Source organism: Microbacterium gorillae (assembly GCF_050990725.1).
Classification (GTDB): Bacteria; Actinomycetota; Actinomycetes; order Actinomycetales; family Microbacteriaceae; genus Microbacterium; species Microbacterium gorillae_A.
This window is the reverse complement of record NZ_CP158844.1, coordinates 2427179-2450350: the sequence shown is the minus strand read 5'-3', so window position 1 is coordinate 2450350 and position 23172 is coordinate 2427179. Positions and strand designations below refer to the sequence as shown.

Sequence of the window (23172 nt, the reverse complement as noted above, 5' to 3'; positions counted from 1 at the left end):
GGCGGCCGTTGCCAGTCAGCCTTGGCCGTCTGCCGCACTCATGTGGGTATGACGACGATTGACCGTAGCCACAACATCCATGACACGAAGGGCCGGTTCGCGGGAAAGATCAACTCCGCTCCCGCGACCGGCCTAGGCGCGACAGAGGCCGTGCCGAGCGGAAACTCCACGCGGGGGGATCTCCAGCTCACTCACGCGACGTTGTTCCGCGAGTCGGAGGAAGCTGCGCTCGACTTCATCCACACGACTGCCCCCGAAGGCGCCGTGAGTGCCACCTTCATCTGGTCTGACGAGGGCAGTTGGATCGAGCTCACCCACTTCGAGATGGAAGGCGGACGCCGAATCAGCGTCGAAGACGTCATCTGGGGAGACAACGAACACGACCTCGACGTCGAACTCTACGAGGACATGTCGAGCGCGGCGATGAACGTGGAGAGCCCCTTCGAACGTGGCCTCAGCACCGAGGACGACGGCGCGACCCTCCACCTGGATCTCACGCGGTCCCGCCCGCGCGGGACGACCATTGAGCAGCTCAATGCCATCAACGAGCGCACCCGCGAAGCTCAAGCAGCCGTAGAGCTCGCGGTCGTCCAGGAGCTCCGAGACCACATGCCAGGTGGTGCGACGCGTCTGCGTCTCGAATCGGATCGGGACCAGGGAACTCTCACACTGGTCGGGGCATTCGACGAGAACGGCACAGCCGTCGACATAACTGACCAGGTCAAGGAGCTCAACGACATCGCCGCCGCTATCGCGGCCACTCCGTCTCTCGCTGCGCAGAACGCAGGCCTGCATGCACCGGAGGGCTACCGAGAAGCGGACGGCGTCTACGATCTCGAGGCAAACGCGGCGATCGCGGCGACGGCCGACGATGACTACCAGCAGTGCTCGCGCTGCGGCGACGACGTGCACTCGCTGAGCTCGGACGGGCTGTGCGACGGATGCGTCGAAGAGTTGGAGACGACGACCGCTTGCCCGAACTGTGGGGAGCGTGTCGACAACGACGAGATGAACTACGTCGACACGAAGAACGAAATGTGCGACAGCTGCGTCCACAACGCGATCCGCTCCGGCTGGACACCACCCAACAGTTGACGGCACAGAAGGTCGGTGCGGGCGACGATGGGCGCTCGCACCGCCCTTCTTCGTGCGGTGGGCCGATCACGATCGAGGCCGGCTGCGGTAGCAACCGTCACTGCGTCGCCTCATCACGGTGCGAGCGCGCCTCGGTCAACGGGGGAGCCCACGACCGAAAATAGTCCACAAATGAGTCCACTTATCCCGCAATAGTCCTGTTTGTCACCCGTAGCAACACGTGCCATGCGGGTTCAATCCCAGTAGGATCAAGGCATCCAGGGGGTCCAGGAGGCTGGGCTCATAACCCAACGATTCGCGGGTTCAAGTCCCGCCCGCCCTACCGTATGCCCCTTCAGGGGTCTTTGCACATCAGGGCAGTTGTCCGAACGGGCGGGGTGTCGCCGACTCTCCGGTCACTCGCTCACACTTCGCGCCATTCGGTTGCACAGCCATCGGAGCCAGCGTGTCCGTCCGAACGGCCGCAGGCAGCGGGCCCAAGATTCCCCTCTTGCGATTCCGATGCGGAGTATATTCTGAGGCATTGCTTGGGGGATCTAGGAGGGGGCGTGTCGCCGATAGTTACTGAGCTTTGGGCGTGGGCGGTTAAAAAGCTCCATTCTCGATCAGATTCCGCGGGCATCACTCGGAACGTCCCGACCAGTCGTGCCGAGCCGCAGGACATTCATGCGATAATTCGATTGAACCGACAACAGGCTCTTTTGCTCGATATCTGCGTCGACCGCAGAATCTCATTCATTTGGCTTGATCACGGAATGCTGGCCATCGAGAAGCTTCGGATCGAAGAAGTCATCACGCAACTTAATCGTCGCGCTGCTCGCATTCTCGGCGCAGAAGGATGTGAGCTGTATGAAAAGGATATCTGGCCGCGGCTCGACATGATCTATGATATCGACGCAGAGCACCCCAAAGGCACGATCTCTGCGATGCTGGAAGCGTGGCCGGAAGATGTGTGGATTGATCTGACATTGGATGTTGCGGAGAGCACGCCTGTTGGATACGAGATGAATCGATTGACTCTCGACCATGCCGCTCTTGCTCAGATCTGTGTGGATCTCGGCGCTGCGTTTGTGTGGTTTAGTCCCGGAACGATGACTATTGATAAGCGCTACGTCCGAGATGTCCTGGCGGAGCTGACTCGCAGAAACATTCGAGTTCTCGGTGCAGAAGGGTTCGAGTTGCGGGGAAAGGAAATCTGGCCTCAACTGGACATGATCTATGCCGTGGACGTGAGTAACGTAAAAGGTACGCTTTCCGAGGTAGTGGAATCGTGGCCGGACAGCGTTTGGGTTGATCTCACGCTGGAGACATAGATCGTGCAACCAGGGGGTGCGAGGATCCTGCCGGATGTCGGCGATGCGATCATGGCTGCATCGTCCAGGATACGTATCACGACCTGTTTCACTATCGCGCTGACCGGGCTCATCGTCACCAGCGGGCCTGACTGAAGCAGGTCACGGCGGTCCAGAACTCAGCGTCGGCGGCGTCATCGTCCTTGTTCGTCCCGCCATCCCGCCGCAGTGGCGTGCCAGCGCCGACGGCCAGAGCTGCGCTGCGTCGCGCGACCACTGTGTCGCGGCATTTTCGCCGCACCGTGGTCGATGATGGTCGGATGACTGCATCGCACCGTGACTCACCGTCTGTGCGTCGCCCTGCGTTGGCGGCAACGCAGATCATCGACGGAACACTCGCGCTCGGGTTGTTTCTGGTCAGCGGCGCGCTCGTGCTGTGGGGTGGCGAGGCGACAGAGTCGCTGCGCATCTCATCGTGGCCGGTGGTCGCGATCCTGCTGTGCGGCGCTGTCGTCTTCCGACGCAGCGTGCCGCTCCTGGCCCTGGTGCTGGCTTGGGCCGGTGCGTTGATCCAGGTGGCGTTCGTCCAGGAGGTCGGGCCGGAGAGCGTCGCGATCCTGGTGGTGCTGTATTCGACCGCAGCGTACGGTTCGCGCGTCGTGAGCATCCTCGGTCTGATCTCGGCGGTGATCGGCGGGCTGCTCGCCGGATGGTTCCTCGCGATCGCGGTCCCCAGCGCGGAGGGCAGCGCGCCGGGCTCTGTGCCTTTCCTTGCCACCTTGTGCGTGCTGATTCTCTTCGTCGCGTGGCTCCTGGGCACGCTCCGAGTCGTCAGTTCCCGTGCGACGCGGGAGCGCGTGGCCGCAGGCATCGCTGCCGAGCAGGCGCGGCACGCGATCGCTGTCGAGGAGGAGCGGGCGAGGATCGCACGGGACGTGCACGATGTCGTCGCGCACTCATTGACGGTGATGATCGCGCAGGCCGAGGGCGTCCGAATGATCGCCGAGACGCGTGGCACCGCGGATGCGGGGTCGTTGATCACCATCGCCGAGACGGGGCGCGCCGCGTTGGCCGAGGTGCGCAGCGTCCTGGCGGAGCTGCGCGAAGGGGAACGTGACAGCCCGCAACCATCGCTTGCTCGCTTGGAGGGCCTGCTCACCCAACTGCGTTCTTCTGGTGCGAGGGTGACGATGACCGAGACCGGCGATCGTCGGACGCTCGCCGCGCAGGTCGATGCCGCGGCGTTCCGGATCGTTCAGGAAGCGCTCACCAACGCGATACGCCACGGGCGGGCAGCAGAAGAGATCTCGCTGCACCTGGCCTGGGCGGAGGAGGCGCTGGAGGTGACGGTGACCAACCCCGTCACCCCAGGCGTCAAACCCAGCGGGGGCGGTCACGGCATCGTCGGCATGCACGAGCGCGCCCATCACGTCGGCGGCACCGTTCGCACATCCGCCCTGCTCGGCTTCTTCACCCTCACAGCGTTTCTTCCGCTCGATCGCCGGGGGACCGCGTGACCATTCGTCTGTTGATCGTCGACGATCAAGCCCTGTTCCGCGCCGGTGTGGCGATGATCGTGAGCACCCAGCCCGACCTCGACATCGTGGGGGAGTGCGCATCCGGCGAAGACGCGGTGCGCGTGGTCGAAGAGGACGGCGGCATCGATGTCGTCCTCATGGATCTGCAGATGCCCGGAGCGGGGGGTCTTGCCGCGACGGAACGGATCACTCGCCTCCCGGATCCGCCGCGCGTCTTGGTGCTGACGACCTTCGACGATGACCCCAACACACGGGCCGCGCTCTCCGCAGGCGCCAGCGGGTTCGTGCTAAAGGACGCCCGTGCGGAGCTCCTGATCTCGGCGATCCGCTCGGTCGCCGACGGCACAACGGTCCTGGCGCGATCGACGCCGCTTCAGCACCCTGCGCGGCCTCCGCTTCCCGATGAGTACGCGCTGCTCACCGCGAGTGAGCGGGGTGTGTTCCTGCGTGCGGCTTCGGGCATGACCAACAGTGAGATCGCAGCCGCCCTGTTTCTGAGTGAGACGACCGTGAAGTCGTACGTGTCGCGCATCCTCGCGAAGCTCGGCCTTCGCGACCGCGTCCAGCTGGTGCTGTTCGCGGTGAAGCACGGGTTGAGCGAGTAGCGCTCGACGCCGGAGGCGATCTTCGAGGGTCGAGAGATCGTGCAACTTTCGATGACTCTTCGGGCATCCCTGGACGGACGCGTCGGAAGCCAGCCCGCTCGTAGCGTGTCTGGAGATCCCATCCCGAACGCGAAAGCGAGCCGATGTTTCGTACTCTCTCCGACACAGCCAGGGCCGTCATCTTCATCGCCGGTGTCCTTCTGATCTCCCTCACCACGGCGCAGATCGCCGGCGGTCTGATTCTCGCGGTGTCGCCGCTGCTCATGACGATGTTCATGATGTTCGTCGTCACGCGCGACGGCTACAGGAAGGAAGGGTGGCGCACCATCGGGTTCACCCGGCTCGGCGCAGGCTGGTGGCCGATCACCCTGCTCGTCACCGCGGGGGTGAGCTTCCTGTCGTTCGCCGCCGTGGTCGGAGTGGGTGCCGCCCATTTCACCCTGGCGCCGACGGCCGGGGCTGACCTTCTCAGCCTCTGCATCACCGGACCGATCCTCGCCTTCGCGGAGGAGGTCGGCTGGCGCGGCTATCTGCAGTCCCACCTGGCCCGGCGCGTGGGGCAGGTGTGGTCGTGGATCGTTATCGGAGCTGTCTGGGTCTGCTGGCATCTGCCATACATCCTGCTGACCCCCGACTACCACACCGACGGAAGCCGCGTAATCGTGCTCCTGTTGTTCACCGGCAGCGTCTTCGCGTTCTCGATTCTGTTCGGCCTGCTGCGCGAGCGATCTGGCAGCGTGTGGGTCGCCGTCCTCGCGCACTTCGGGCACAATGCCGCGTTCGCCTGGATCGGCACCAACCTCGTCGTCGCGTCCGACCCCGTCCTCGTCAACGAGTATCTGGCCGGCGACACCGGGCTCTTCGTGCTGCTCGGCACCGCCGTCAGCGCCGCGCTGCTGCTGCTGTGGAGCCGTCGACGGACCGGCGCGCCGGCTCCCGTCGCCCAGCAATCCCACGGAGAAGCTTGACTGTGCACGGGGTTGTATCAGGCTGGTCGCATGCCGGGACAGGAAGCACGATGACTATGTACTGTCGCCATCGCGGAGCGATCTCCACGCCGTTACTGTCGATCGACTAGGAGAGCATCGGTGATCCAGCTGGGCCCACGGTCGTCCTGCTGCACGGCTTTCCTTACGACGTACGCGCCTATGACGAGGTCTCGGCGCTGCTCGCTCGCGCAGGAGCGCACATCATCGCGCCGTATCTCCGGAGCTTCGGGCGAACGCGGTTGCGACCAAGGAACCATGCGGTCGGGACAGCAGGCGGCGCTCGGACAGGACCTCGTCGACCTCCTCGACGCCTTGCGCATCGATCAGGCGGTTCTCGCCGGCTACGACTGGGGAGGCCGCGCCGCGTGCATCGTCGCCGCGCTCTTTCCCGAGCGCGTGAATGGTCTCGTGACGGTCGACGGCTACAACATCCAGGACATCGCGAACGCCGGAGACCCGGCGCCACCCGCGTGGGAGAAGACCTCCTGGTACCAGTACTACTTCCACTCCGCCCGCGGGCGGAGCGGTCTTGAACAGAACCGCGAGGCGATACGCGAGATGCTCTGGCGCGACTGGTCGCCCACCTGGGCGGAGGCGACGACGGCCTTCCGCGCATCCGCGATCTCCCTGCACAATCCCGATTTCGTTGATGTCGTGATTCACTCCTACCGTCATCGGTTCGGGCTCGTCGACGGTGATCCTCGCTATGACCGGTTGGAGCGGCGGCTTGCGGAGCAACCGCGAATCGGGGTTCCGACGATCGTCATCGAAAGCGGATCGGACGGGGTCGGCGGCGGTAGTGCGGCGGACGATCGCGACTTCTTCACCGGTGAGTACGAACACCGTCTGCTCCCGAACGCCGGTCACAACGTGCCGCAGGAAGAGCCAGAAGCCTTCGCTGACGCGGTGTTGGCACTACTTCGATAGTCGCGCTGCAGAGAGTCCGGACAGCCGGGGTGGGAGATCCATCAGCAGCTTGCCGTGATCTCGGTGTCGGTGGGGGTCATGCACGCGCCAGAAATGCGTGTCGTCCCTACAATGACTCCCATGCGGAGCATACGTGGGGCAGGATCTGGACGGTCTCGGAGGGGCGCGTCGCCCACCGTCAATGATCTGTGGGGCGGGCAGCTAACGAGCTTCGTTTTCGATCCGGTCCTGCATGACCTTCGGTTGCGGATCAGGGTCCACCATGTTGATGACACGACTCACTTTGATCTCACGTGTTCTTGCGTGAGCGCATTGACGTTCAACAGTTCAATTCCAGAACCCTGGACATATGCCGACGTTGCCGAGGTCTACACAGAGACTTTACCGTCGGGTCTTTATGAGATGGAAATGTGGCTGTGGTCTGAGCACTGCATATTGAAGTGTGTTTGCGAACGCATCGAAGTTCGGAATGCGTCCAATGGCGCCTGACCCGCATGCGGGTACCTGAAGAGCACCGCGTCCGTGGTGTTGGAGTTGTGGTCAAGTTATTGACGAGTCGCTTGCATTTTGCAAGTGTGTCCGCATGAGCCTTTTCATCACCTGCCCGGTAGAGAGCGTTGAGCGCTCGACGGCCTTTTACACCGCCCTCGGCTGGACTCTCAATACGGAGATGTCCGACCACAACGTGTCGTGCTTCGCGATCGCACCGGATCAGTACGTCATGCTCGGCAGCCGAGAGATGTACGCCAGCGTCGGTGGCGTCGAGGAGCTGGTCGGCAATGCGGACACTCCCTCGAAGGTGACCGTCTCCTTCGACCTCGAAAGTCGCGAGGCAGTCGACGACCTCGTCGAACGTGCGGCCGCAGCCGGCGGCCGGGTAGGCGACATCGACGACTACCCGTTCATGTACCAGCGCCAGTTCGACGACCCGGACGGCTACCACTATTCGCCGTTCTGGATGAAGCCGGACGCCGACGCGACCGCGTGAGCGACCTCGCCGCGGCACTCGATGTCGTCGGGGCGCGGTGGGCCCTGTTGATCGTCGAACAGCTCCTCGAGTGCCCGCAGCGCTACGGCGATCTGCAGCGTGAGCTCGGTGTCCCGACGAACATGCTCGCCACGCGTTTGCGGGAGCTCGAGGCGGCCGGCGTCCTCGCACGTCTCCCGCTCCGCCACAACACGCGTGCGTATGCGCTGACCGATCGTGGCCACGAGCTGAGCGATGCGATCGCCGCGCTCGCGCGCTGGGGAGCAGGCCACGAGGATCGCGGGGGAGGCGCGCCCGCGTCACCCACCGACTCGCAGTGCGCATGATCGACGCCCTCCACACCGTCACTGCGTCTCGGCGATTCGCAGCCCGTTTCGTGGCTGTTCGCTAACGTGAAGGGGGGAGGTGGCCGATGCTGCGCAAGAAGTCCGTCGGCAGAATCCGGCGAGCGGCCGCGGAGACGCGGACGCAGGTCCGAGCGCTCGATCGCGCGGTGTACTCCGCCGTCGCGACCACGCCGAGCCCGGTGCTGGATCGCTGGATGCCGAAGCTCACGAACGCCGCCGACCATTCCGTGCTCTGGCTCGCGATCGCGGGTGGGCTCTACGTCATCAATCGCGGTCGAACGCGGCGTGCAGCGCTGCGGGGTGTCGTCACCCTGGGCGCGACGAGCCTGATCGCCAACCAGCTGGCCAAGCGCCTGCATCACCGGGAACGGCCGCTGCGCTCGCTGATTCCCCTCGGTCGGCTTTCCCGACGGGTTCCGACCTCGTCGTCCTTCCCGAGCGGCCATTCCGCGAGTGCGGCAGCGTTCGCGGCGGCAGTCTCGACCGAACTCCCGGCACTCGGCATCCCGCTGCAGGTGCTCGCGGGTCTGGTCGGCTTCTCCCGCACCGCGACCGGAGCACACTATCCGTCGGATGTGGCGGCCGGCTTCCTGCTCGGGGGGACGGTGGCCGCGATCGGACGTCGACTGGTACCGCCGGTGCCGTCGCCCACCCGATCTCAGCCGCAGGAGTTGGACCAGGTCGAGCCGCGCCCGACAGGCGCCGGCGTGACCCTCGTGGTCAACCCCGCGTCGCACAGCGGACGCGGTGCCGCGCTGTCGCAGACCTTGCGACGGCGGCTTCCGCACATGCGTGTCGTCGAGATCGGTCCCGACGACGACGTATCCGCCGTGATGGATGCCGCGGCCTCGGAGGCCGAAGTGCTCGCGGTTGCCGGCGGCGATGGGACGGTTCGTGCCGCAGCCCAGGCGGCGATCGATCATGACGTGCCGCTCGCGGTGTTCCCGGCCGGCACCTTCAACCACTTCGCCCGAGCTGTGGGAACCGCCTCCGCCGTTCGCACGGTGCAGGCGATTCAGCGGGGCACGGTTGGCAAAGTCGACGTGGCGTACGCGAACGACGAGATCTTCCTCAACACCGCGAGTGTTGGCGCGTACACCGACTTCGTGCGGATTCGGGAGCGGTTGGAGAAGCGCATCGGCAAGCCGTTGGCCGCGCTGGTGGCCGGGTGGCGTGTGATGGCGAAGAACCGTTCGGTGGCCGTCACTGTCGACGGTCGGACGCGGGAGTCGAGCCTGCTGTTCCTCGGCAACGGCCAGTACCAGCCCCAGGGCTTCGCGCCGAGCACGCGAGACGATCTGCAGGATGGCCTGCTGGACCTCCGAATCCTCGATGTTTCGACGCGCGGATCGCGGGTGGTGGTTCTGCTCGCCACCCTCACCGGTCAGCTCGGCCGAGTGAAGCAGTATCACGAGGTGTCCGCGCCGGAGCTGGAGATCGCGCTCCCGAATGGACCGACTCGCGTCGCCCGTGATGGCGAGGTCGGGGAGCTCGCTGACGTGCTGCACGTGCGATCGGCTCGCCGGGCACTCACCGTCTATCGCGCCCGTCGCGGTGCCTGACATCCGGTCGATCGAAGCGCGGCGGACTATGGGGAATTCGGAACTCCGAGGAGAGCTGGAGAGCCGGCTCTCCGTCTTCGAGCGGGATCTGCGGCAGGGTGGTTTCGCTCAGGTCTTGTTCAACGCCCGAGGCGAGGGGCTTGCCGACATCGAGGACATGCTGATCGCCGTCGGCGCCCCTCGTGCGCAGGCGTACTACGTGCGTGCGATTCGGCTCGCACTCGACGACAAGACCGGCTACCGGGCGTTCCTTGCGGATTGGCACGCTGCCGATGGTCGTCCGCTGCGCGACGAGCTGCAGCTGCTGAGTATCGAGTACCTCATGAGCGAGCCGTCTCTCGCGGCAGAGTCCCGCGCGTGGCGAGAAGCCTTCTGACCAGCGTCGTTGTGGCCCCTGGGGGATGGCGTCACGCTCAGTTCACGAAGTTCCAGCCGGTCGGATCCAGAACGTCGATGGAGCCAGCGACTACGTCCGCGTCCAGGTTCTGACCAACGCGGGCGCTCTGAGCCGCGAGAAGCAGGTGGCTGTCGTGGCACAGCTGACCGCGGCTGTCGCGGAGGCGGCGGGGGACCCGACGCTCGTCGAGCGCACGTGGGTGATGCTCACCGAGGCCGCGGAGGGCGGTTGGGGGCTGTGGGGGCACGCGCACACGAACGAGGAGCTCGTTCAGGCCGCGCGTGCGCAGATCGCGGCGATCCAAGGTGCCTAAGCGATGACGGCCAGCGCGAAGACCTCGATGGTCGATACGGCCGTGCGGATTCTGGCGGAGGAGGGGTATCAGGCGACCTCGTTCAGCGCCGTGCTCGCGCGATCCGGTGCCCCTCGCGGGTCGATCTATCACCACTTCCCGGGCGGGAAGGATGAGCTGATCGAACTCGCTCTGAACACGCATGCTGAGCGAACTTTCGCGCACCTGGGGCAGCTGCGGGGGAGTGGGCCAGAAGACATCGTCCGCGCATTCACTGGTGCGTGGCGGCAGGGGCTGATCCACACCGACTTCGCGGTGGGATGCTTCCTCCTGGCCGTGACGGCGTCGGCGGGGCCGGGGCAGTTGCGCGACCGGACCGGCGAGCTGTTCCGTGATTGGCGCGCCCTGCTCGCCGAACTGCTGGAGGCGGGGGAGTGGATCAGTCCGCGGCGGCCGGGTTCGCGGCCCAGCTTCTCGCGGCCGTCGAGGGTGCGGTCGCGATTTCTCGCGCCGAGCACTCGATCGAGGTGTTCGATGTCGTGGCCGTGCAGCTCGTGAGCAGTGCGTCAGGTCTGCCTCGTGTACCGTCCTGACATCGTGCTGGAGGGGACTGTCGTCCGCCTGAGATCACTCGTTCTGAGCGATGAGCTCCCGCACGCTGTTCGCCGTCTCCGGCCGCGCGCGCTCGATCGCGACAAGAACACGCTCGCGCCGCGGTGCGGGAAGGGCCGCTAGCGCGGCACCGGAGGCCGGCAGCATGTTCCTGCGGCGGATGAACAGGGGATTGAGGAGGTCAGCCACCTCTCGCCACCGATTCCCATGCCCGAGAAGTCAGCGTGTTGTCTGGCGCTCATGGAGCGACGATATCGCCTGACTCATCCGGAGACGGGAGCGCTCCCGGATTCGCAGGTCGCGGCCCAGCTTCTCGCGGCCGTCGAGGGAGCGGCTGCAATCTCTCGCGCGAGCACTCGATGGAGATATTCGATGTCGTGGCCGCTCCGCTCGTCACCGGTGCCCGGGGTCTCCCTCGCCGCGCAGAGCGCTGACGTCAGCCGGTTCCGGATACCCAGACCGCCCGGTCCGCGGCGGATCCGATCGCTCGCCCTGCATACTTTCTGTGCCACATCGGTTCCCTCGGCCGCGGTGATCTGCGTATCCTGCCCGGTAGGCATGCATTATGCAGAAGGGGGCCTGGATGTTTCGCTCATTCCGCGACAAAGTTCTCCGACGGCAGTCGCGGCGCGGCCTGGCTTTCGCGGCGGTGGTGGCGATCGGAGTTGGCTGGCTCGTATCCGCAGGGTCCTCTCCCGCGCTGGCCGCTACGGAACCGACGGCTACGACAACCGTGGTTCGAGTTCAGCTCGCCGACGTCCGGGTGTCCCCGGGACTCACCCCCGCGGCCGTCGACCATCGCTTCACAGAGGGCCAGACACTGTATCTCGCGGCGGATGCGGACGGGAGCCAGGCGGTAGCCGGTGACTGGGCTCGGTGCACCGTCGGCAGCAATGACGCCGGCATGTGCGAATTCGTGATCCCCGACACCCAGCCCGGTGGTGTGAACGTCGGTGCGGACTTCTGGGTGGTTTTCGGTGAGCCGGTGCCGGGCAGCCCAGCGGCCGAGAACACCTACGTCGTCGACTCCTTCTACACCTCGAACCGCACGGGGCAGCGCGGGCAGATTCCCTACAGCGTGCCGGTGCCTGCCGAACAGGTGGTCGGCGGTGCGTTGATCCAGCTGCCCGAGGCCGTGGACCCGAGCGCGGACACGGATCTCACTCAGCGCGACACCTTCGGTACGTTGGGCCTGTCGCTCAACAACCCGGTGCTCACGCAGGAGTGCCGTCCGCTGAACGTGGCGATCGTCTTCGACCTGTCTTCGTCGATCGGAGAGGCGAACCTGCCGTTGGTCAAGGAAGCCGGACGCGTGCTCGTGGATGGGCTGGTCGGGTCGGGATCCTCGGCCGCGCTGTTCACGTTCTCCCGCTATGCCCCGTCGAGCAACACCTCCCAGCACCCGCTCACACCCGTGGACAGCGGCCGCGATGAACTGATCGCCGACATCGATTCATACGTCACCTCCAGCGGCACGAACTGGGATCGCGGGATTGCGGCGGTGGCGGAGGATGACGTCGACTACGACATCGCTTTCGTGCTGACCGACGGGCTTCCCGACAAGTCGGGGGCGCCGTACATGCCTGCCTCCTCGACGTTCCCGCAGCGCTTCGCCGAGCTCGACCAGGGTCGGTACTCGGCCAATCAGCTCAAGGCCGAGGGCACGCGCGTCTTCGGTATCGGAATCAACCTGGACGGCGCCACCTCTGTGCCGTCGCAACCCGAGACATCGATTCAGGCCATCAGCGGCCCCGCCGAATACCCCGCGACTCCCGCGGCGCTGGCCGACTACGCGAGCGCGGACTGGGACCGTCTGGTATCGCTCACCTCGGAGCTGGTGGACGCCATGGTCTGCCGCACGGACGTGGTGATCCATAAGCAGGAGCGTTCACACACCGGGACGGTGTCGGCGGGGGAGGGATGGAGCTTCGATCTCGACACTTCCGCGGCGGCCGCGATCGCGCCCGATGCCACGGTGGTGACGGACGTGAACGGAACGGCGACTGCCGAGATCACCACGAACGGACCGTCGCCCTTCGACATCGATATCACCGAGCAGTGGCGCCACGGCTGGTTTCTCGAAGACGTGACCTGCATGGTCGATGGGATCCCGATCGATGTGAGAGTTCAGACCGGCGTCCGCATTCCACAGGTCGTGCCGGGGGCGAGCGTGGAGTGCACCTTCCTCAACCGCGACGATCCCGTTGAATCCACAGTCACGGTTCACAAGATCGAGGACGCTGCTGGCGGGCAGCGGCCCGGAGTCGGATGGGTGTTCGACGCAGCGGTCGATGCCGCGGATTCGTCCTTTGCCCCGGACGGACCGCTCACCACGGATTCCGAGGGCAGCGCCACGACCACCGTGACCACAGGCAGCGGGTCCTTCGATCTCACTCTGTCGGAGCGCGCTCAGGACGGCTGGACGTTCGATTCCGTCACCTGCACCGTTGAGGGTGCTCCGGTGGAGGTGGAGCAGGCGGCGCAGACCACCGTTGTGGACGTTGCGGCAGGCTCCGCCGTCGACTGCACCTTCGTCAACGAGCAGCAGGTTGCGCCGACTCCGACGTCGACTCCGACGCCGACTCCCACGCCGACGCCGACGGGTACACCGACGCTGACGCCGACCCCTACGCCCACGCCGACCCCTACGCCTACGCCGACCGCTACGCCTACGCCGACCGTTACGCCTACGTCGACCCCGACACCGAGCGTGACGCCCACGCCGAGCGTCACCGCCACGCCGACCGCGACGCCGACACCGAGCGCGACCGCCACCCCGACCTCGACGGCATCTCCGTCACCGACATCCACGGCATCGGCAACGCCGACTCGCACCGCAACGGAGACTTCCCCCGTGCCCGTCCCGGGTGGAACAGGCAGTCCGTCCACCTCGGCAGGAGCGGTCGGGGCCGGCGACCCCGATCTGCCCGCAACCGGATCTGCGATCCCGACGGCGCTCCTCACCGCAGCTCTGCTGTTGTTGACGCTCGGCTTCGGAGCGTTCCTGCGGACTCGTCGCTCACGCTCGCACTCGTGAGAGCGCCCGTCAGCAACGTGTGAGCGCGCGGCTCAGCACGCGTGAGCGAGTGCGCTACGCGCGTTCAGGCGCGCTTGTCGAGAGGAGGGCGGCGACGCGGACCCGCAGGTCGTTCAACACCGGGAGGTCGCCACGCATGTACGCGATCAGCGCGTTCAAGAAAACTCCGTCGAACAGCGCGTACGCGGTTTCTCGATCGACGACGGGGGAGACGCCACGCAACTCCGCATGACGGACCACGACCGCCCACACCATGTCCGCGAGCAGATCATCGATCGCCACGATCGTGTCGCGGAAGCCGTCGTCGAAGAGCGCCTGATTTCTCAGGTCGTACCAGAGGCGGTGCATGTCCGCCTCATCGCGCAGCGTGCGTGACATCTCCTCGCCAAACCGCACGGCGAGTTCCTCGGCAGTGACGGCGGTGGCGACGATCGGGTCGTATCGACGGGCGCACTCCGACTTGTACTGCCAGATGGCCTGGGCGATGAGGTCGTCTTTGTCGGTGAAGTAGTAGTGCAGGATCCCCGTGGAGAGGTTCGTGCGCGCGGAGATGTCGCGCAGGCCCGTGCGTGCGAAGCCCTGCTCAGCGATGGCGTCCAGGGCTGCCGCCGCCAGCTCCTGACGGCGCTGTTCGAACTTGTTGGTGCCCGCTCGCTCGGCGCGCTGCATCGCGGTGCTCATACTCGACCCTCCCGAATTCCTCGATGATACGCGCTTTTGTGGCGGGCGATCGCGAGTTTTGAACAGCTGTCCAAATTTTCCTTGTCAGGTGTCCAAATGTGCGGTGTACTGATCGCACCACTTTCACCGTCGAAAGAACTGGAGCACCCATGACCTCTGACATGGCCGGCACTCGCACCCTCCTTACGGGGGCAGCGAACGGCATCGGACTCAGGACAGCACGTGAGATCGTCGCCCGCGGTGGCGCGGTCGCCATCGCGGACATCGATGAAACGGCGGGTCGAGCGGCCGCGGCCGAGCTGTCCGAGGGAGGTGGGACCGCGGTCTTCATCCCGCTCGACGTGACCGACGACGAATCCTGGGGCCGAGCCATTCCGGCGGCGCTGGAGGCACTCGGCGGACTCACCGGACTTGTCAACAACGCCGGCATCGAGATCTCCGACCTGTTCGTCGACCTCGACCCGGCGTCGATGCGGCGGATCTTCGACGTCAACGTCGTCGGCACCGCGCTCGGGATCAAGCACGCGTTCCGGGCCATGCGACCAGAGGGCGGAGCCGGTGGCGGCGGCGCCATCGTGAACATCGCGTCCGTCGCTGCGACGATCGCGTTCCCAGGCATCGCGGCGTACTCGGCCTCGAAGTCCGCGGTGGAGCGGCTGACGAAGGTCGCCGCCGCCGAATCCGGTCGCCTGGGTTACGGCGTACGCGTGAACACCGTGTGTCCGGGTCTCGTGCCCAACGCGATGGGCGGTCAGCTGGCCGTGGACATGGAGCGGCTTGGACTGTTCCCCTCCGTGGACGCGGCCGTTGGAGCCGTGGTGTCCCTGACCCCGTCGGGTCGACTGGCGACCGAAGACGATATCGCTCGCGGCGTCGTCTTCCTGCTGTCTGAAGAATCGGCCTTCGTCAACGGCGTGACGCTGTCTGTCGACGGCGCCATGGGAATGTGAGGGACCCAAAATGAGCACAACCAAGCCCGTCGTCGTCTACGGCGTCAGCGGATACACCGGCCGCCTGATCTGCGAGTACCTGCGAGAGCTCGGAGTTCCCTTCGTCGCCGCCGGACGAGACGCGGAGCGCGTCCAGGCCGTGGTCGACAAGATCCCCGGGATCGAGACCGCCGACTACGAGGTGATCGGCGTGGAGAACGACGCCGAGGCACTCGCGGCGGCATTCGAGGGCGCGAAGGTCATCTGCAACACCGCGGGACCGTTCATCAAGTTCGGTCCCGAGGTCGTGGAGGCGGCGCTGAAGATCGGTGCCCACTACACGGACACCACGGGGGAGCAGGACTGGGTGCTGCACGCCCGCGAGACCTGGGGCGCTGCCTTCGCTGAGACCGGACTTCTCCTCTCACCCGGCATCGCGCACATGTACACGGTGAGTGAGATCGCAGCCAACATCGCGCTCGAGGGCGGCGGTTACGACACGCTCGACATCCTCGTCCTGTGGAAGGGCCTGCCGACCTTCGCCTCGACGCAGACGATCTTCACGATCCTGAAGGCCAACTGGTACTACCTGGAGCAGAACAAGCTCGTCGAATGGGACCACACCTCGCGCTATGACGTGACCGTCCCCGGCTACCACGAGATGGCCATCGCGGTGCCGTGGGGTGGCATGTCCCACCCGATCTGGTTCGAGAGCGACCCACGGGTCGGCAACGTCCGTGCCATCGGCGGAGTCTTGAACCGCGCCGTGATGGAGGGCGTCGGTCAGACGGTCCAGATGTTCGAGGACCAGATCCGCCCCCTCGACCCGGCCGCGCAGGAGAAGGCGCTCGGCGATATCGCCGCATCGCTCCAGGCCGACATGCCGCCGCGCGAGAACCCGCGCCTGAACAGGTCGGTGGACTCCGTGCACGCGTCCGGTCCGCTGCGTCGCTCGCACGTGGTGATCCACGGGAACAGCAACTACAAGCAGACCGGTCTGCTGCAGGCCTTCGCGGCGTTCTCACTCATCCAGGAGGCGCCGCGCCGCGTGGGCTTCGCATCCGCATGCCAGGCCTTCGGACACGAGGAGCTGCTCGGACAGCTGCGCGCGTTCGGACTCGTGGCCGCTCCCGTCATCACCCGTTCCTAAACCCCGTGGTGCCGCCTCTGGTGAGGCAGCACCACGGCTTCCTCTTGGCGCCGAGCACGCCCGCAAGCGAAGGTCTCCATGCATCTCTCCACCCTCCCCGACGAGCGCGCCGCGGTCGCCCCGGATTCTCCGGCGATCCGCGACGACGCCGGCGAACTCAGCAACCGTGACCTTCGGGATCGTGTTCATCGTGCCGCGAAAGCTCTCGCGGCACGCGGAGTCGGTCGGGGGGACGTGGTCGCCATCCTGCTCCCGAACCGCGTCGAACTGATCGTCACGCTCTTCGCCGCCTGGCGGCTGGGGGCGGCGGTGACACCGATCAATCCCGTGCTCGGTGCGGCGGAGGTCGGCTACCAGGTGGCAGATTCCGGTGCGCGGGTTATCGTCTCCGACACCGACCTGGGCCTGGACGTGGACCTCATCGGTCTCGATGCCCTCGACGAGGACGGCGACGCCACCGCCGACGCCGCAGCAGATGTACACGATCTCGACGATGAGCAGCTCGCGCTGCTCATCTACACGAGCGGCACCACGGGGACACCCAAGGGCGTCATGCTCACCCATCGGAACCTCGACGCGATGACCTCCTCCTTCATCTCCTGGTTCGAACTCGACGCTCGTGACCACAGCCTTCTCGTGCTCCCGCTGTTCCATGCGAACGGCATCGTCCTGGGCACGCTCTCGCCCCTGCGCGCGGGAGGGCAGGTCTCCATCACCGGCCGTTTCGCCCGCGATCGTTTCTTCGCCGACGTCGAACGGCTGCGCCCCACCTACTTCTCCGCGGTCCCCGCCATCTATGCACTGCTATCGTCCCTGGACGACTCCGTCCAACCGGACACGTCTTCCCTGCGGTTCGCCGTCTGCGGCGCGGCGCCGATGCCCGCCGAGGCGATCACGCGGTTCGAACAGCGATTCGACGTGACGATCGTCGAGGGTTACGGCCTCTCCGAGACGACGACGGCGTCCACGATCAATCCGTTGCGTGGCGTTCGCAAGCCCGGCACCGTGGGGCTTGCGCTACCGGGCCAGCGGGTCGCGATCATGGACGATCAGGGGCAGCTGCTGCCCGCCGGAGCCGTCGGCGAGATCGTGATCGCAGGACCGGTGGTCATGGCCGGCTACCTCGGCAAGCCGGAGGAGACGGCGCGGACGATCATGGACGGGTGGCTGCACACCGGCGACATCGGACGATTCGACGCCGACGGTTACCTGCAGATCGTGGACCGGATCAAGGACATGATCATCCGCGGCGGGGAGAACATCTATCCCAAGGAGATCGAGAACGCGCTCTATACCCATCCCGATGTCGTGGAGGCCGCTGTCGTCGGCGCCCCCGATCCGGTACTGGGCGAAGTTCCGGTGGCGTATGTCGCCGTTCGTGACGGGGCTGCCGTGTCGGTGGCCGATCTCACCGAGCGCGTCGCGGAGACACTCGCCGCATTCAAACGCCCGCAGCGAGTGCTGCTCCTGCCAGAGCTGCCGAAGAACCCCGTCGGCAAGATCGACAAACCTGCACTGCGTCGTCGACTGGCGGAGACGTCGTGACGACCGTCGTCGCCGGTGTCGGGCTGGTTCCCTTCCGCACCCCTCGGCAGAGCGAGACCTACGACAAGCTGGGGGAGCAGGCGATTCGGGCGGCCCTGGGCGATGCCCGACTCGATGTCACTGACCTGGATCAGGCGTACGCGGGCTACGTCTACGCCGAATCCGCAGCGGGCCAGACCGCCCTCTACGGCGTGGCTCCGACCGGCATTCCGGTGATCAACACGAACAACTACTGCGCGAGTGGCTCGACGGCGCTCTGGCTTGGCCGGCAGGCGATCGAATCCGGCGCCGCACAGTGCGTGCTGGTGGTCGGATTCGAGCAGATGGCCCCGGGAGCGATCGGCAGTGTGTACACCGACCGCCCCGAGTCGCTCTGGCGGTTCGCGGCCACACGGGATGCGCACCGACCGCCATCCGACGCGCCACCCGCAGCGCGCTACTTCGGTGATGCCGGGCAGGCGTACCTGGACCGGTACGACGTCGATGTGCGCCTGTTCGCGGAGGTGGCCGTCAAGGCTCGCCGTCATGCGGGAGCCAACCCGTTCGCGGTCTTCCGCGATCCGATCACGGTCGAGGACGTGCTGGCTTCCCCTCACGTCTACGGGCCGCTGACGCGACTGCAGTGCTGCCCGCCGACGTGTGGCGCGGCGGCTGCGATCCTGTGCACACCGGAGTTCGCGCGCTCGCACGGGCTGGACGATTCGATCGTGATCCGTGCGCAGGCGATGACGAGCGACACCGCCACGACCTTCGCCGGCGACGCGATCGAGCTGGTCGGCAGTGGCATCGCCCGACGAGCCGCGGACGCGGTGTACGAAGCCTCCGGAATCGATCCGCGGCATGTCCCGGTGGTGGAACTGCACGACTGCTTCACGGCGAACGAGATCATCAGTTACGAGGCGCTGCGCCTCACGCCGGAGGGGACGAGCGACCGATTCGTGTCCGACGGCCAGAACACCTACGGTGGCCGCACCGTGACCAACCCCTCCGGTGGGCTGCTGTCGAAGGGACACCCGCTCGGCGCGACGGGCCTCGCTCAGTGCGCCGAGCTGGTGTGGCAGCTGCGCGGCACAGCGGGGGCTCGTCAGGTCGAGGGAGCTACGCTCGCGCTGCAGCACAACCTGGGGCTCGGCAGCGCCTGCGTCGTCACGCTGTACGAACGCCTCGTGCGCGCCTGACCGGGCTGCGAGGTCCGTTCACACCTTCCGATTCTGATGCGGGACCCACACCTGCGTGATGATGATGAGGATCGAGGCGGTCACTGGCACGGCGATCAGGGCGCCGAGCAGCCCCAGCAGGGTGCCTCCGACCAGTGCGCCGATCACCACGAGGGAGCCGGGGATCGCGATGGCGCGATTCATCACGCGCGGTGTGATCACGTATGCCTCCACCTGCATGTAAACGAAGTAGACGAGCGCGAAGATCAGCGCGAGCACGGGTGAGGTGAACAGGGCGATACCGGTGCCGATGACCCAGAACAGCAGAGAGCCGACCAATGGGATCAGGGTGATGAGGAATGCGACCGTCGCCATCAGCGGCGGGAACGGAAGCTTGAGCACCAGGTAGACGACGAACACCAACAGGGCGTTGATGAAGGCGAGGGACACCATTCCCATCACGTATCCGCCCACGGAGTCGGTGATCTGCGAGGAGATGTCATCGATCCGGCGACGGTCGCGCGCCGGTGCCAGCGTGATCAGCCCCGCCTTCATCGAAGGCATCGTGGCGAGGAAGTAGAGAGTCAGCACCAGCACGATCAGCGCCCCGGACAGTCCATTGGCGATCGCGGCGCCGACCTGCAGGGCGGCACCGCCGATCTGCAGCGCGCCACCGCTGATCTGTGCGATGCGCGAGGGGTCGCTGAGGAACTTCTGCACCTCGGTCATCACGTCGCTGAGCCCGACGCCGAATTGATCCTCCAGCGTCGCGTAGAAGTCGCTGGCCAGGAAGGCCTGAATGGTCCCGGGAATCGAAGCGACGAACGAGCTGATCTGATCGATGACGGTGGGCAGGATCGCCAGCACGATCACGGCGAGAACCACCGCGAGCCCGGCGATCACGATGACCACGGCCCAGGCCCGCGCGAGTCCGCGCCGCTCCAATGCCCGCACCGCGGGATCGAGTCCCAGCGCGAGGAACAGGGCGAAGGTGATGTAGATGAGGATGGTGGACAGATTCGACAGTGCGAGACCGAGAAGCACCGCCGCCAGCGCACCGAGCGTCACGAGGAAGCCGAAGGCGAAGGGCCGATCGATCCGGGTCCATCGTGGTCGCCGCCGGGGCTCCGCAGCGGCGAGCGCCGCCTGGTCGTCTGCGGTTTCAACCAGCGCGGCGTCGCGGGACTGATCCTCGGCCGTCTCGACAGCGTCCTCCGCAGCCTCCACCGGAGCGGCGGGCACGGGAGAGGGGGACGTGGACTCGGGGGCGGTCATGGCTTCACTGTAGGCGACGCGCCCGCTCTGCTCGCTCACCCCGCCAGAGCGATGACCACACCGCCCGCAGCGCCGAGGATCACCACGATCCACGGCGGCGTGCGCCAGGCGACCAGCAATACGAAGCACAACAGGGCGAGGCAGAACTCGGCGGCACCGAGGACGGCGGAGGTGAACACGGGGGAGTACAGCGCCGCAGCGAGGAGGCCGACCACCGCAGCGCTGGCGCCGCTCATCATCGCCTGCACGCGGGGACGCGCGCGCACCGCATCCCAGAACGGCAGCACACCGATGAGGAGCAGGAAGCCGGGCAGGAAGATCGCGAGCAACCCGATCGCCGCGCCGAGCACACCACCCGGGCCCGTCGAGGCGACGGCGCCGAGGAAGGCGGCGAAGGTGAACAGCGGTCCGGGCATCGCCTGCGCAGCACCGTATCCTGAGAGGAATTCCGCCTCCGCGACCCAGCCGGTGTCGACGACCGCACCGTGCAGCAGCGGCAAGACCACGTGTCCGCCGCCGAAGACCAATGACCCCGAGCGGAAGAACGCATCGACGAAGCCGACGATGCTCCACCCGGTGGCGATGGCCAGGACCGGCAGGCCGAGAAGCAGGATCGTGAAGATCGCGAGCGAGGCGACACCGGTGCGTTTCCGGACGGGGATGCGTAGGACGGACGCCGTCTCGCCGACCGCGGGCCGACACAGGAGCCATCCCGCCACAGAGCCTGCCACGATGGCCGCGAGCTGGCCCAGCGACCCGGGCAGCAGCAGGGCCGCGGTCGCAGCGACGACGGCAATGGCGGCGCGAGGTCGATCCGGAGTGAGAGTGCGAGCCATGGCGAGCACGGCCTGTGCGATCACTGCCACGGCGACGATCTTGAGCCCGGCGAGAAGTCCGGTACCGAGCGCTCCGCCGAAGAGCGATGCTCCAAACGCGAACGCGGTCATGAGCACGGCGGACGGCAACGTGAAGGCGATGAAGGCGGCGAGCGCGCCGCGCATCCCGGCGCGGTGAAGTCCGATGCCGAAGCCGACCTGACTGGATGCGGGGCCAGGAAGGAACTGGCACAGCGCGACGAGATCCGCATAGGAAGCGTCATCGAGCCATGCGCGGCGCTGCACGAATTCCGCGCGGAAGTACCCGAGATGGGCGATGGGGCCGCCGAAGGAGGTCAGACCGAGCATGAAGAACGCACGGAAGACCTCGCCTGCGCTCCCGTTCGCCCGTCGGCTCTCGGCCGTGTCGCTCACGAACGCTCCTTTGTCGTGCCACTGATGGTGAGGGGATCGTACCTGTCTCAGGTGTCCCACTTGTGTTGCGGCAGGGTGTGCGTCCGGCGGTGCGAGGATGGAAGAACGTGTGCAGGTGAACACGTCGGAAGGATGAGCGTGACGAAGATCGATCGGTACACCGTGGCCACTGATGGCGCCTGCAAGGGAAACCCCGGACCCGCCGGCTGGGCGTGGGTGGGCGAAGACGGTCACTGGTCGGCGGGATCGATTCCGTCCGGAACCAACAACATCGGCGAGCTGCTGGCGGTGCTCTACGCGATCCGAGACCACCAGCACGTCCAGCACCTCGTGATCGAAGCCGACTCCATGTACGCGATCGACACCTACACGAAGTGGATGGACGGACATGAGCGGCGTGGATGGAAGACCTCGTCCAAGCAGCCGACCAAGAACGTGGACATTCTCAAGGCGCTGATGCAGGCGCGCGCAGAGCGCAAGGCGGCCGGCCTCGACGATGTGGAGTTCCAGCACGTCCGCGGCCACGCCGGACACCGACTGAACGGCTGGGCGGACAACCGCGCGGTCCGCGCCTCGCACCACGCGGCGGAGGGCAAGGAGCTCATCTGGACCAGCCATCGCGGGCTGGACCGGGTCGATGTCTCCCAGGATGCGCCCGCCGCAGGCGAAGACAAGCCGCGTCGGCGCTGATCGCGAAATCACACGCTTGTCATTTCGTGATCGAACTGAGATGATTGCCGAAACGAACAGCTCGTAGCAGATCGCTCGGATCAGGTCGTAGGGGAAGACGCACCTGACGAAACGGAGAGAGATCGTGGCTACACCACAGGCGCGCGGAGTGATCTACATTCACTCGGCGCCACGCGCGTTGTGCCCACACCTGGAGTGGGCGGTCGGCCGTGCCCTCGGGCGCGCCGTCAATTTCGACTGGAGTGACCAGCCGGTGCTCACCGGTGCTCGTCGAGCCGAGTTCTACTGGGAGGGTCCCGCCGGCAGCGGTGCCGCTCTCGCCACCGCCATCCGCGGCTGGGAGCACCTGCGCTACGAGGTGTCCGAAGACCCGACGCCGCGTAGCGACGGCGGGCGCTGGATGCACACCCCGGATCTCGGGATCCACTTCGCGCAGACCGACACCGCGGGCAACGTGGTGCTCGGCGAGGACCGTATCCGCTATGCGATGGAGATCGCCGCGGGGGACGCGTTCGAACTGCAGCGCGAACTCGATGTCGCCCTGGGCAGTGCGTGGGACGAGGAACTGGAGCCGTTCCGCACCGCCGGGGATGACTCCCGCGTGGTCTGGCTGCACAAGGTCGGATAGTCCCCCCGGTCAGATCAGAGCCCGGTGTCGGTCGTTCGTGAGACGATCAGCGAACGGCCGACACCAACAGGATGTGCGGAGGAGGCGCGAGTAACGGGAACCGGTGATCCGCTCCCGGAGCCTGTGAAAACGAATCCTTCGCCCAGTACGACAGAAGCCCCGCCGGTTCACCGGCGGGGCTTCGTC

23 protein-coding genes and 1 tRNA gene are annotated in these 23172 nt (G+C 66.3%); 20 read left to right on the top strand and 4 right to left on the bottom strand.

Annotated elements, in window-relative coordinates; genetic code table 11:
• Positions 1-48: 48 nt before the first annotated feature.
• From ABTV68_RS11185 to ABTV68_RS11125, 13 genes are all read left to right on the top strand, one after another.
• A complete protein-coding gene (locus tag ABTV68_RS11185; protein WP_433673748.1) occupies positions 49-1095 on the top strand; it encodes a hypothetical protein in 1047 nt (348 codons plus the stop codon).
• 251 nt (positions 1096-1346) lie between these two features.
• Positions 1347-1417: transfer RNA gene (locus ABTV68_RS11180), tRNA-Ile, on the top strand.
• A 226-nt stretch (positions 1418-1643) separates the two neighbouring features.
• Positions 1644-2408 carry a hypothetical protein gene (locus ABTV68_RS11175; protein WP_433673747.1) on the top strand — a complete coding sequence of 255 codons (765 nt, stop codon included), beginning with the start codon at positions 1644-1646 and terminating at the stop codon, positions 2406-2408.
• 299 nt (positions 2409-2707) lie between these two features.
• Positions 2708-3904, top strand: coding sequence for a DUF7134 domain-containing protein (locus tag ABTV68_RS11170; RefSeq protein WP_433673746.1), 1197 nt, complete (start codon positions 2708-2710; stop codon positions 3902-3904).
• On the top strand, positions 3901-4530 hold the full coding sequence (locus ABTV68_RS11165; protein WP_433673745.1) for a response regulator: 630 nt from the start codon (positions 3901-3903) through the stop codon (positions 4528-4530). Before ABTV68_RS11170 ends, ABTV68_RS11165 begins: the two co-directional genes overlap by 4 nt.
• A 143-nt stretch (positions 4531-4673) precedes the next feature.
• Complete coding sequence (locus tag ABTV68_RS11160) at positions 4674-5498, top strand: lysostaphin resistance A-like protein (protein WP_433673744.1); 825 nt, start codon at positions 4674-4676, stop codon at positions 5496-5498.
• A 276-nt stretch (positions 5499-5774) separates the two neighbouring features.
• Complete coding sequence (locus tag ABTV68_RS11155) at positions 5775-6446, top strand: alpha/beta fold hydrolase (RefSeq protein WP_433673743.1); 672 nt, start codon at positions 5775-5777, stop codon at positions 6444-6446.
• 583 nt (positions 6447-7029) lie between these two features.
• Positions 7030-7434, top strand: a complete 405-nt coding sequence (locus tag ABTV68_RS11150; protein WP_433673742.1) for a VOC family protein — start codon at positions 7030-7032, stop codon at positions 7432-7434.
• The gene (locus ABTV68_RS11145) at positions 7431-7760 is read left to right on the top strand and encodes a winged helix-turn-helix transcriptional regulator (RefSeq protein WP_433673741.1); all 330 of its coding nucleotides are present in this window, start codon (positions 7431-7433) and stop codon (positions 7758-7760) included. Before ABTV68_RS11150 ends, ABTV68_RS11145 begins: the two co-directional genes overlap by 4 nt.
• Positions 7761-7846: 86 nt before the next feature.
• On the top strand, positions 7847-9343 hold the full coding sequence (locus ABTV68_RS11140; RefSeq protein ID WP_433673740.1) for a diacylglycerol kinase family protein: 1497 nt from the start codon (positions 7847-7849) through the stop codon (positions 9341-9343).
• A 28-nt stretch (positions 9344-9371) separates the two neighbouring features.
• On the top strand, positions 9372-9719 hold the full coding sequence (locus ABTV68_RS11135) for a DMP19 family protein (RefSeq protein ID WP_433673738.1): 348 nt from the start codon (positions 9372-9374) through the stop codon (positions 9717-9719).
• Positions 9720-9744: 25 nt separating this feature from the next.
• Positions 9745-10053 (top strand): tautomerase family protein, encoded by a 309-nt coding sequence (locus ABTV68_RS11130; RefSeq protein WP_433673737.1) that lies wholly within the window; start codon positions 9745-9747, stop codon positions 10051-10053.
• A gap of 3 nt (positions 10054-10056) precedes the next feature.
• A complete protein-coding gene (locus ABTV68_RS11125; protein ID WP_433673736.1) occupies positions 10057-10590 on the top strand; it encodes a TetR/AcrR family transcriptional regulator in 534 nt (177 codons plus the stop codon).
• Positions 10591-10659: 69 nt separating this feature from the next.
• Here ABTV68_RS11125 and ABTV68_RS11120 read toward each other — a convergent pair whose 3' ends face one another.
• A complete protein-coding gene (locus ABTV68_RS11120; RefSeq protein WP_433673735.1) occupies positions 10660-10833 on the bottom strand; it encodes a hypothetical protein in 174 nt (57 codons plus the stop codon).
• Between the two features lie 394 nt (positions 10834-11227).
• On the opposite strand from ABTV68_RS11120, the gene ABTV68_RS11115 reads away from it, so the two are divergent.
• On the top strand, positions 11228-13681 hold the full coding sequence (locus tag ABTV68_RS11115; protein ID WP_433673734.1) for a prealbumin-like fold domain-containing protein: 2454 nt from the start codon (positions 11228-11230) through the stop codon (positions 13679-13681).
• Between the two features lie 54 nt (positions 13682-13735).
• On the opposite strand, the gene ABTV68_RS11110 is transcribed toward ABTV68_RS11115, so the two are convergent.
• Entirely contained in the window at positions 13736-14362 is a 627-nt protein-coding gene (locus ABTV68_RS11110) for a TetR family transcriptional regulator (protein ID WP_433673733.1), read from the bottom strand.
• A gap of 149 nt (positions 14363-14511) precedes the next feature.
• On the opposite strand from ABTV68_RS11110, the gene ABTV68_RS11105 reads away from it, so the two are divergent.
• The 4 genes from ABTV68_RS11105 (at position 14512) to ABTV68_RS11090 (ending at position 19164) form a co-directional block, all read left to right on the top strand.
• Positions 14512-15312, top strand: a complete 801-nt coding sequence (locus tag ABTV68_RS11105) for an SDR family NAD(P)-dependent oxidoreductase (RefSeq protein WP_433673732.1) — start codon at positions 14512-14514, stop codon at positions 15310-15312.
• A gap of 10 nt (positions 15313-15322) precedes the next feature.
• Complete coding sequence (locus ABTV68_RS11100; RefSeq protein WP_433673731.1) at positions 15323-16441, top strand: DUF5938 domain-containing protein; 1119 nt, start codon at positions 15323-15325, stop codon at positions 16439-16441.
• A 78-nt stretch (positions 16442-16519) separates the two neighbouring features.
• On the top strand, positions 16520-17986 hold the full coding sequence (locus tag ABTV68_RS11095; RefSeq protein WP_433673730.1) for a class I adenylate-forming enzyme family protein: 1467 nt from the start codon (positions 16520-16522) through the stop codon (positions 17984-17986).
• Positions 17983-19164 carry a thiolase C-terminal domain-containing protein gene (locus ABTV68_RS11090; protein ID WP_433673728.1) on the top strand — a complete coding sequence of 394 codons (1182 nt, stop codon included), beginning with the start codon at positions 17983-17985 and terminating at the stop codon, positions 19162-19164. Before ABTV68_RS11095 ends, ABTV68_RS11090 begins: the two co-directional genes overlap by 4 nt.
• Before the next feature lie 18 nt (positions 19165-19182).
• On the opposite strand, the gene ABTV68_RS11085 is transcribed toward ABTV68_RS11090, so the two are convergent.
• Together ABTV68_RS11085 and chrA are read right to left on the bottom strand one after the other, a co-directional pair.
• A complete protein-coding gene (locus ABTV68_RS11085; RefSeq protein ID WP_433673727.1) occupies positions 19183-20418 on the bottom strand; it encodes an AI-2E family transporter in 1236 nt (411 codons plus the stop codon).
• 35 nt (positions 20419-20453) lie between these two features.
• Complete coding sequence (gene chrA, locus ABTV68_RS11080) at positions 20454-21602, bottom strand: chromate efflux transporter (protein WP_433677597.1); 1149 nt, start codon at positions 21600-21602, stop codon at positions 20454-20456.
• A gap of 204 nt (positions 21603-21806) precedes the next feature.
• On the opposite strand from chrA, the gene ABTV68_RS11075 reads away from it, so the two are divergent.
• Complete coding sequence (locus tag ABTV68_RS11075) at positions 21807-22358, top strand: ribonuclease H family protein (RefSeq protein WP_433673726.1); 552 nt, start codon at positions 21807-21809, stop codon at positions 22356-22358.
• A gap of 124 nt (positions 22359-22482) precedes the next feature.
• Entirely contained in the window at positions 22483-22986 is a 504-nt protein-coding gene (locus tag ABTV68_RS11070; RefSeq protein WP_433673725.1) for a DUF3145 domain-containing protein, read from the top strand.
• Positions 22987-23172: the final 186 nt, after the last annotated feature.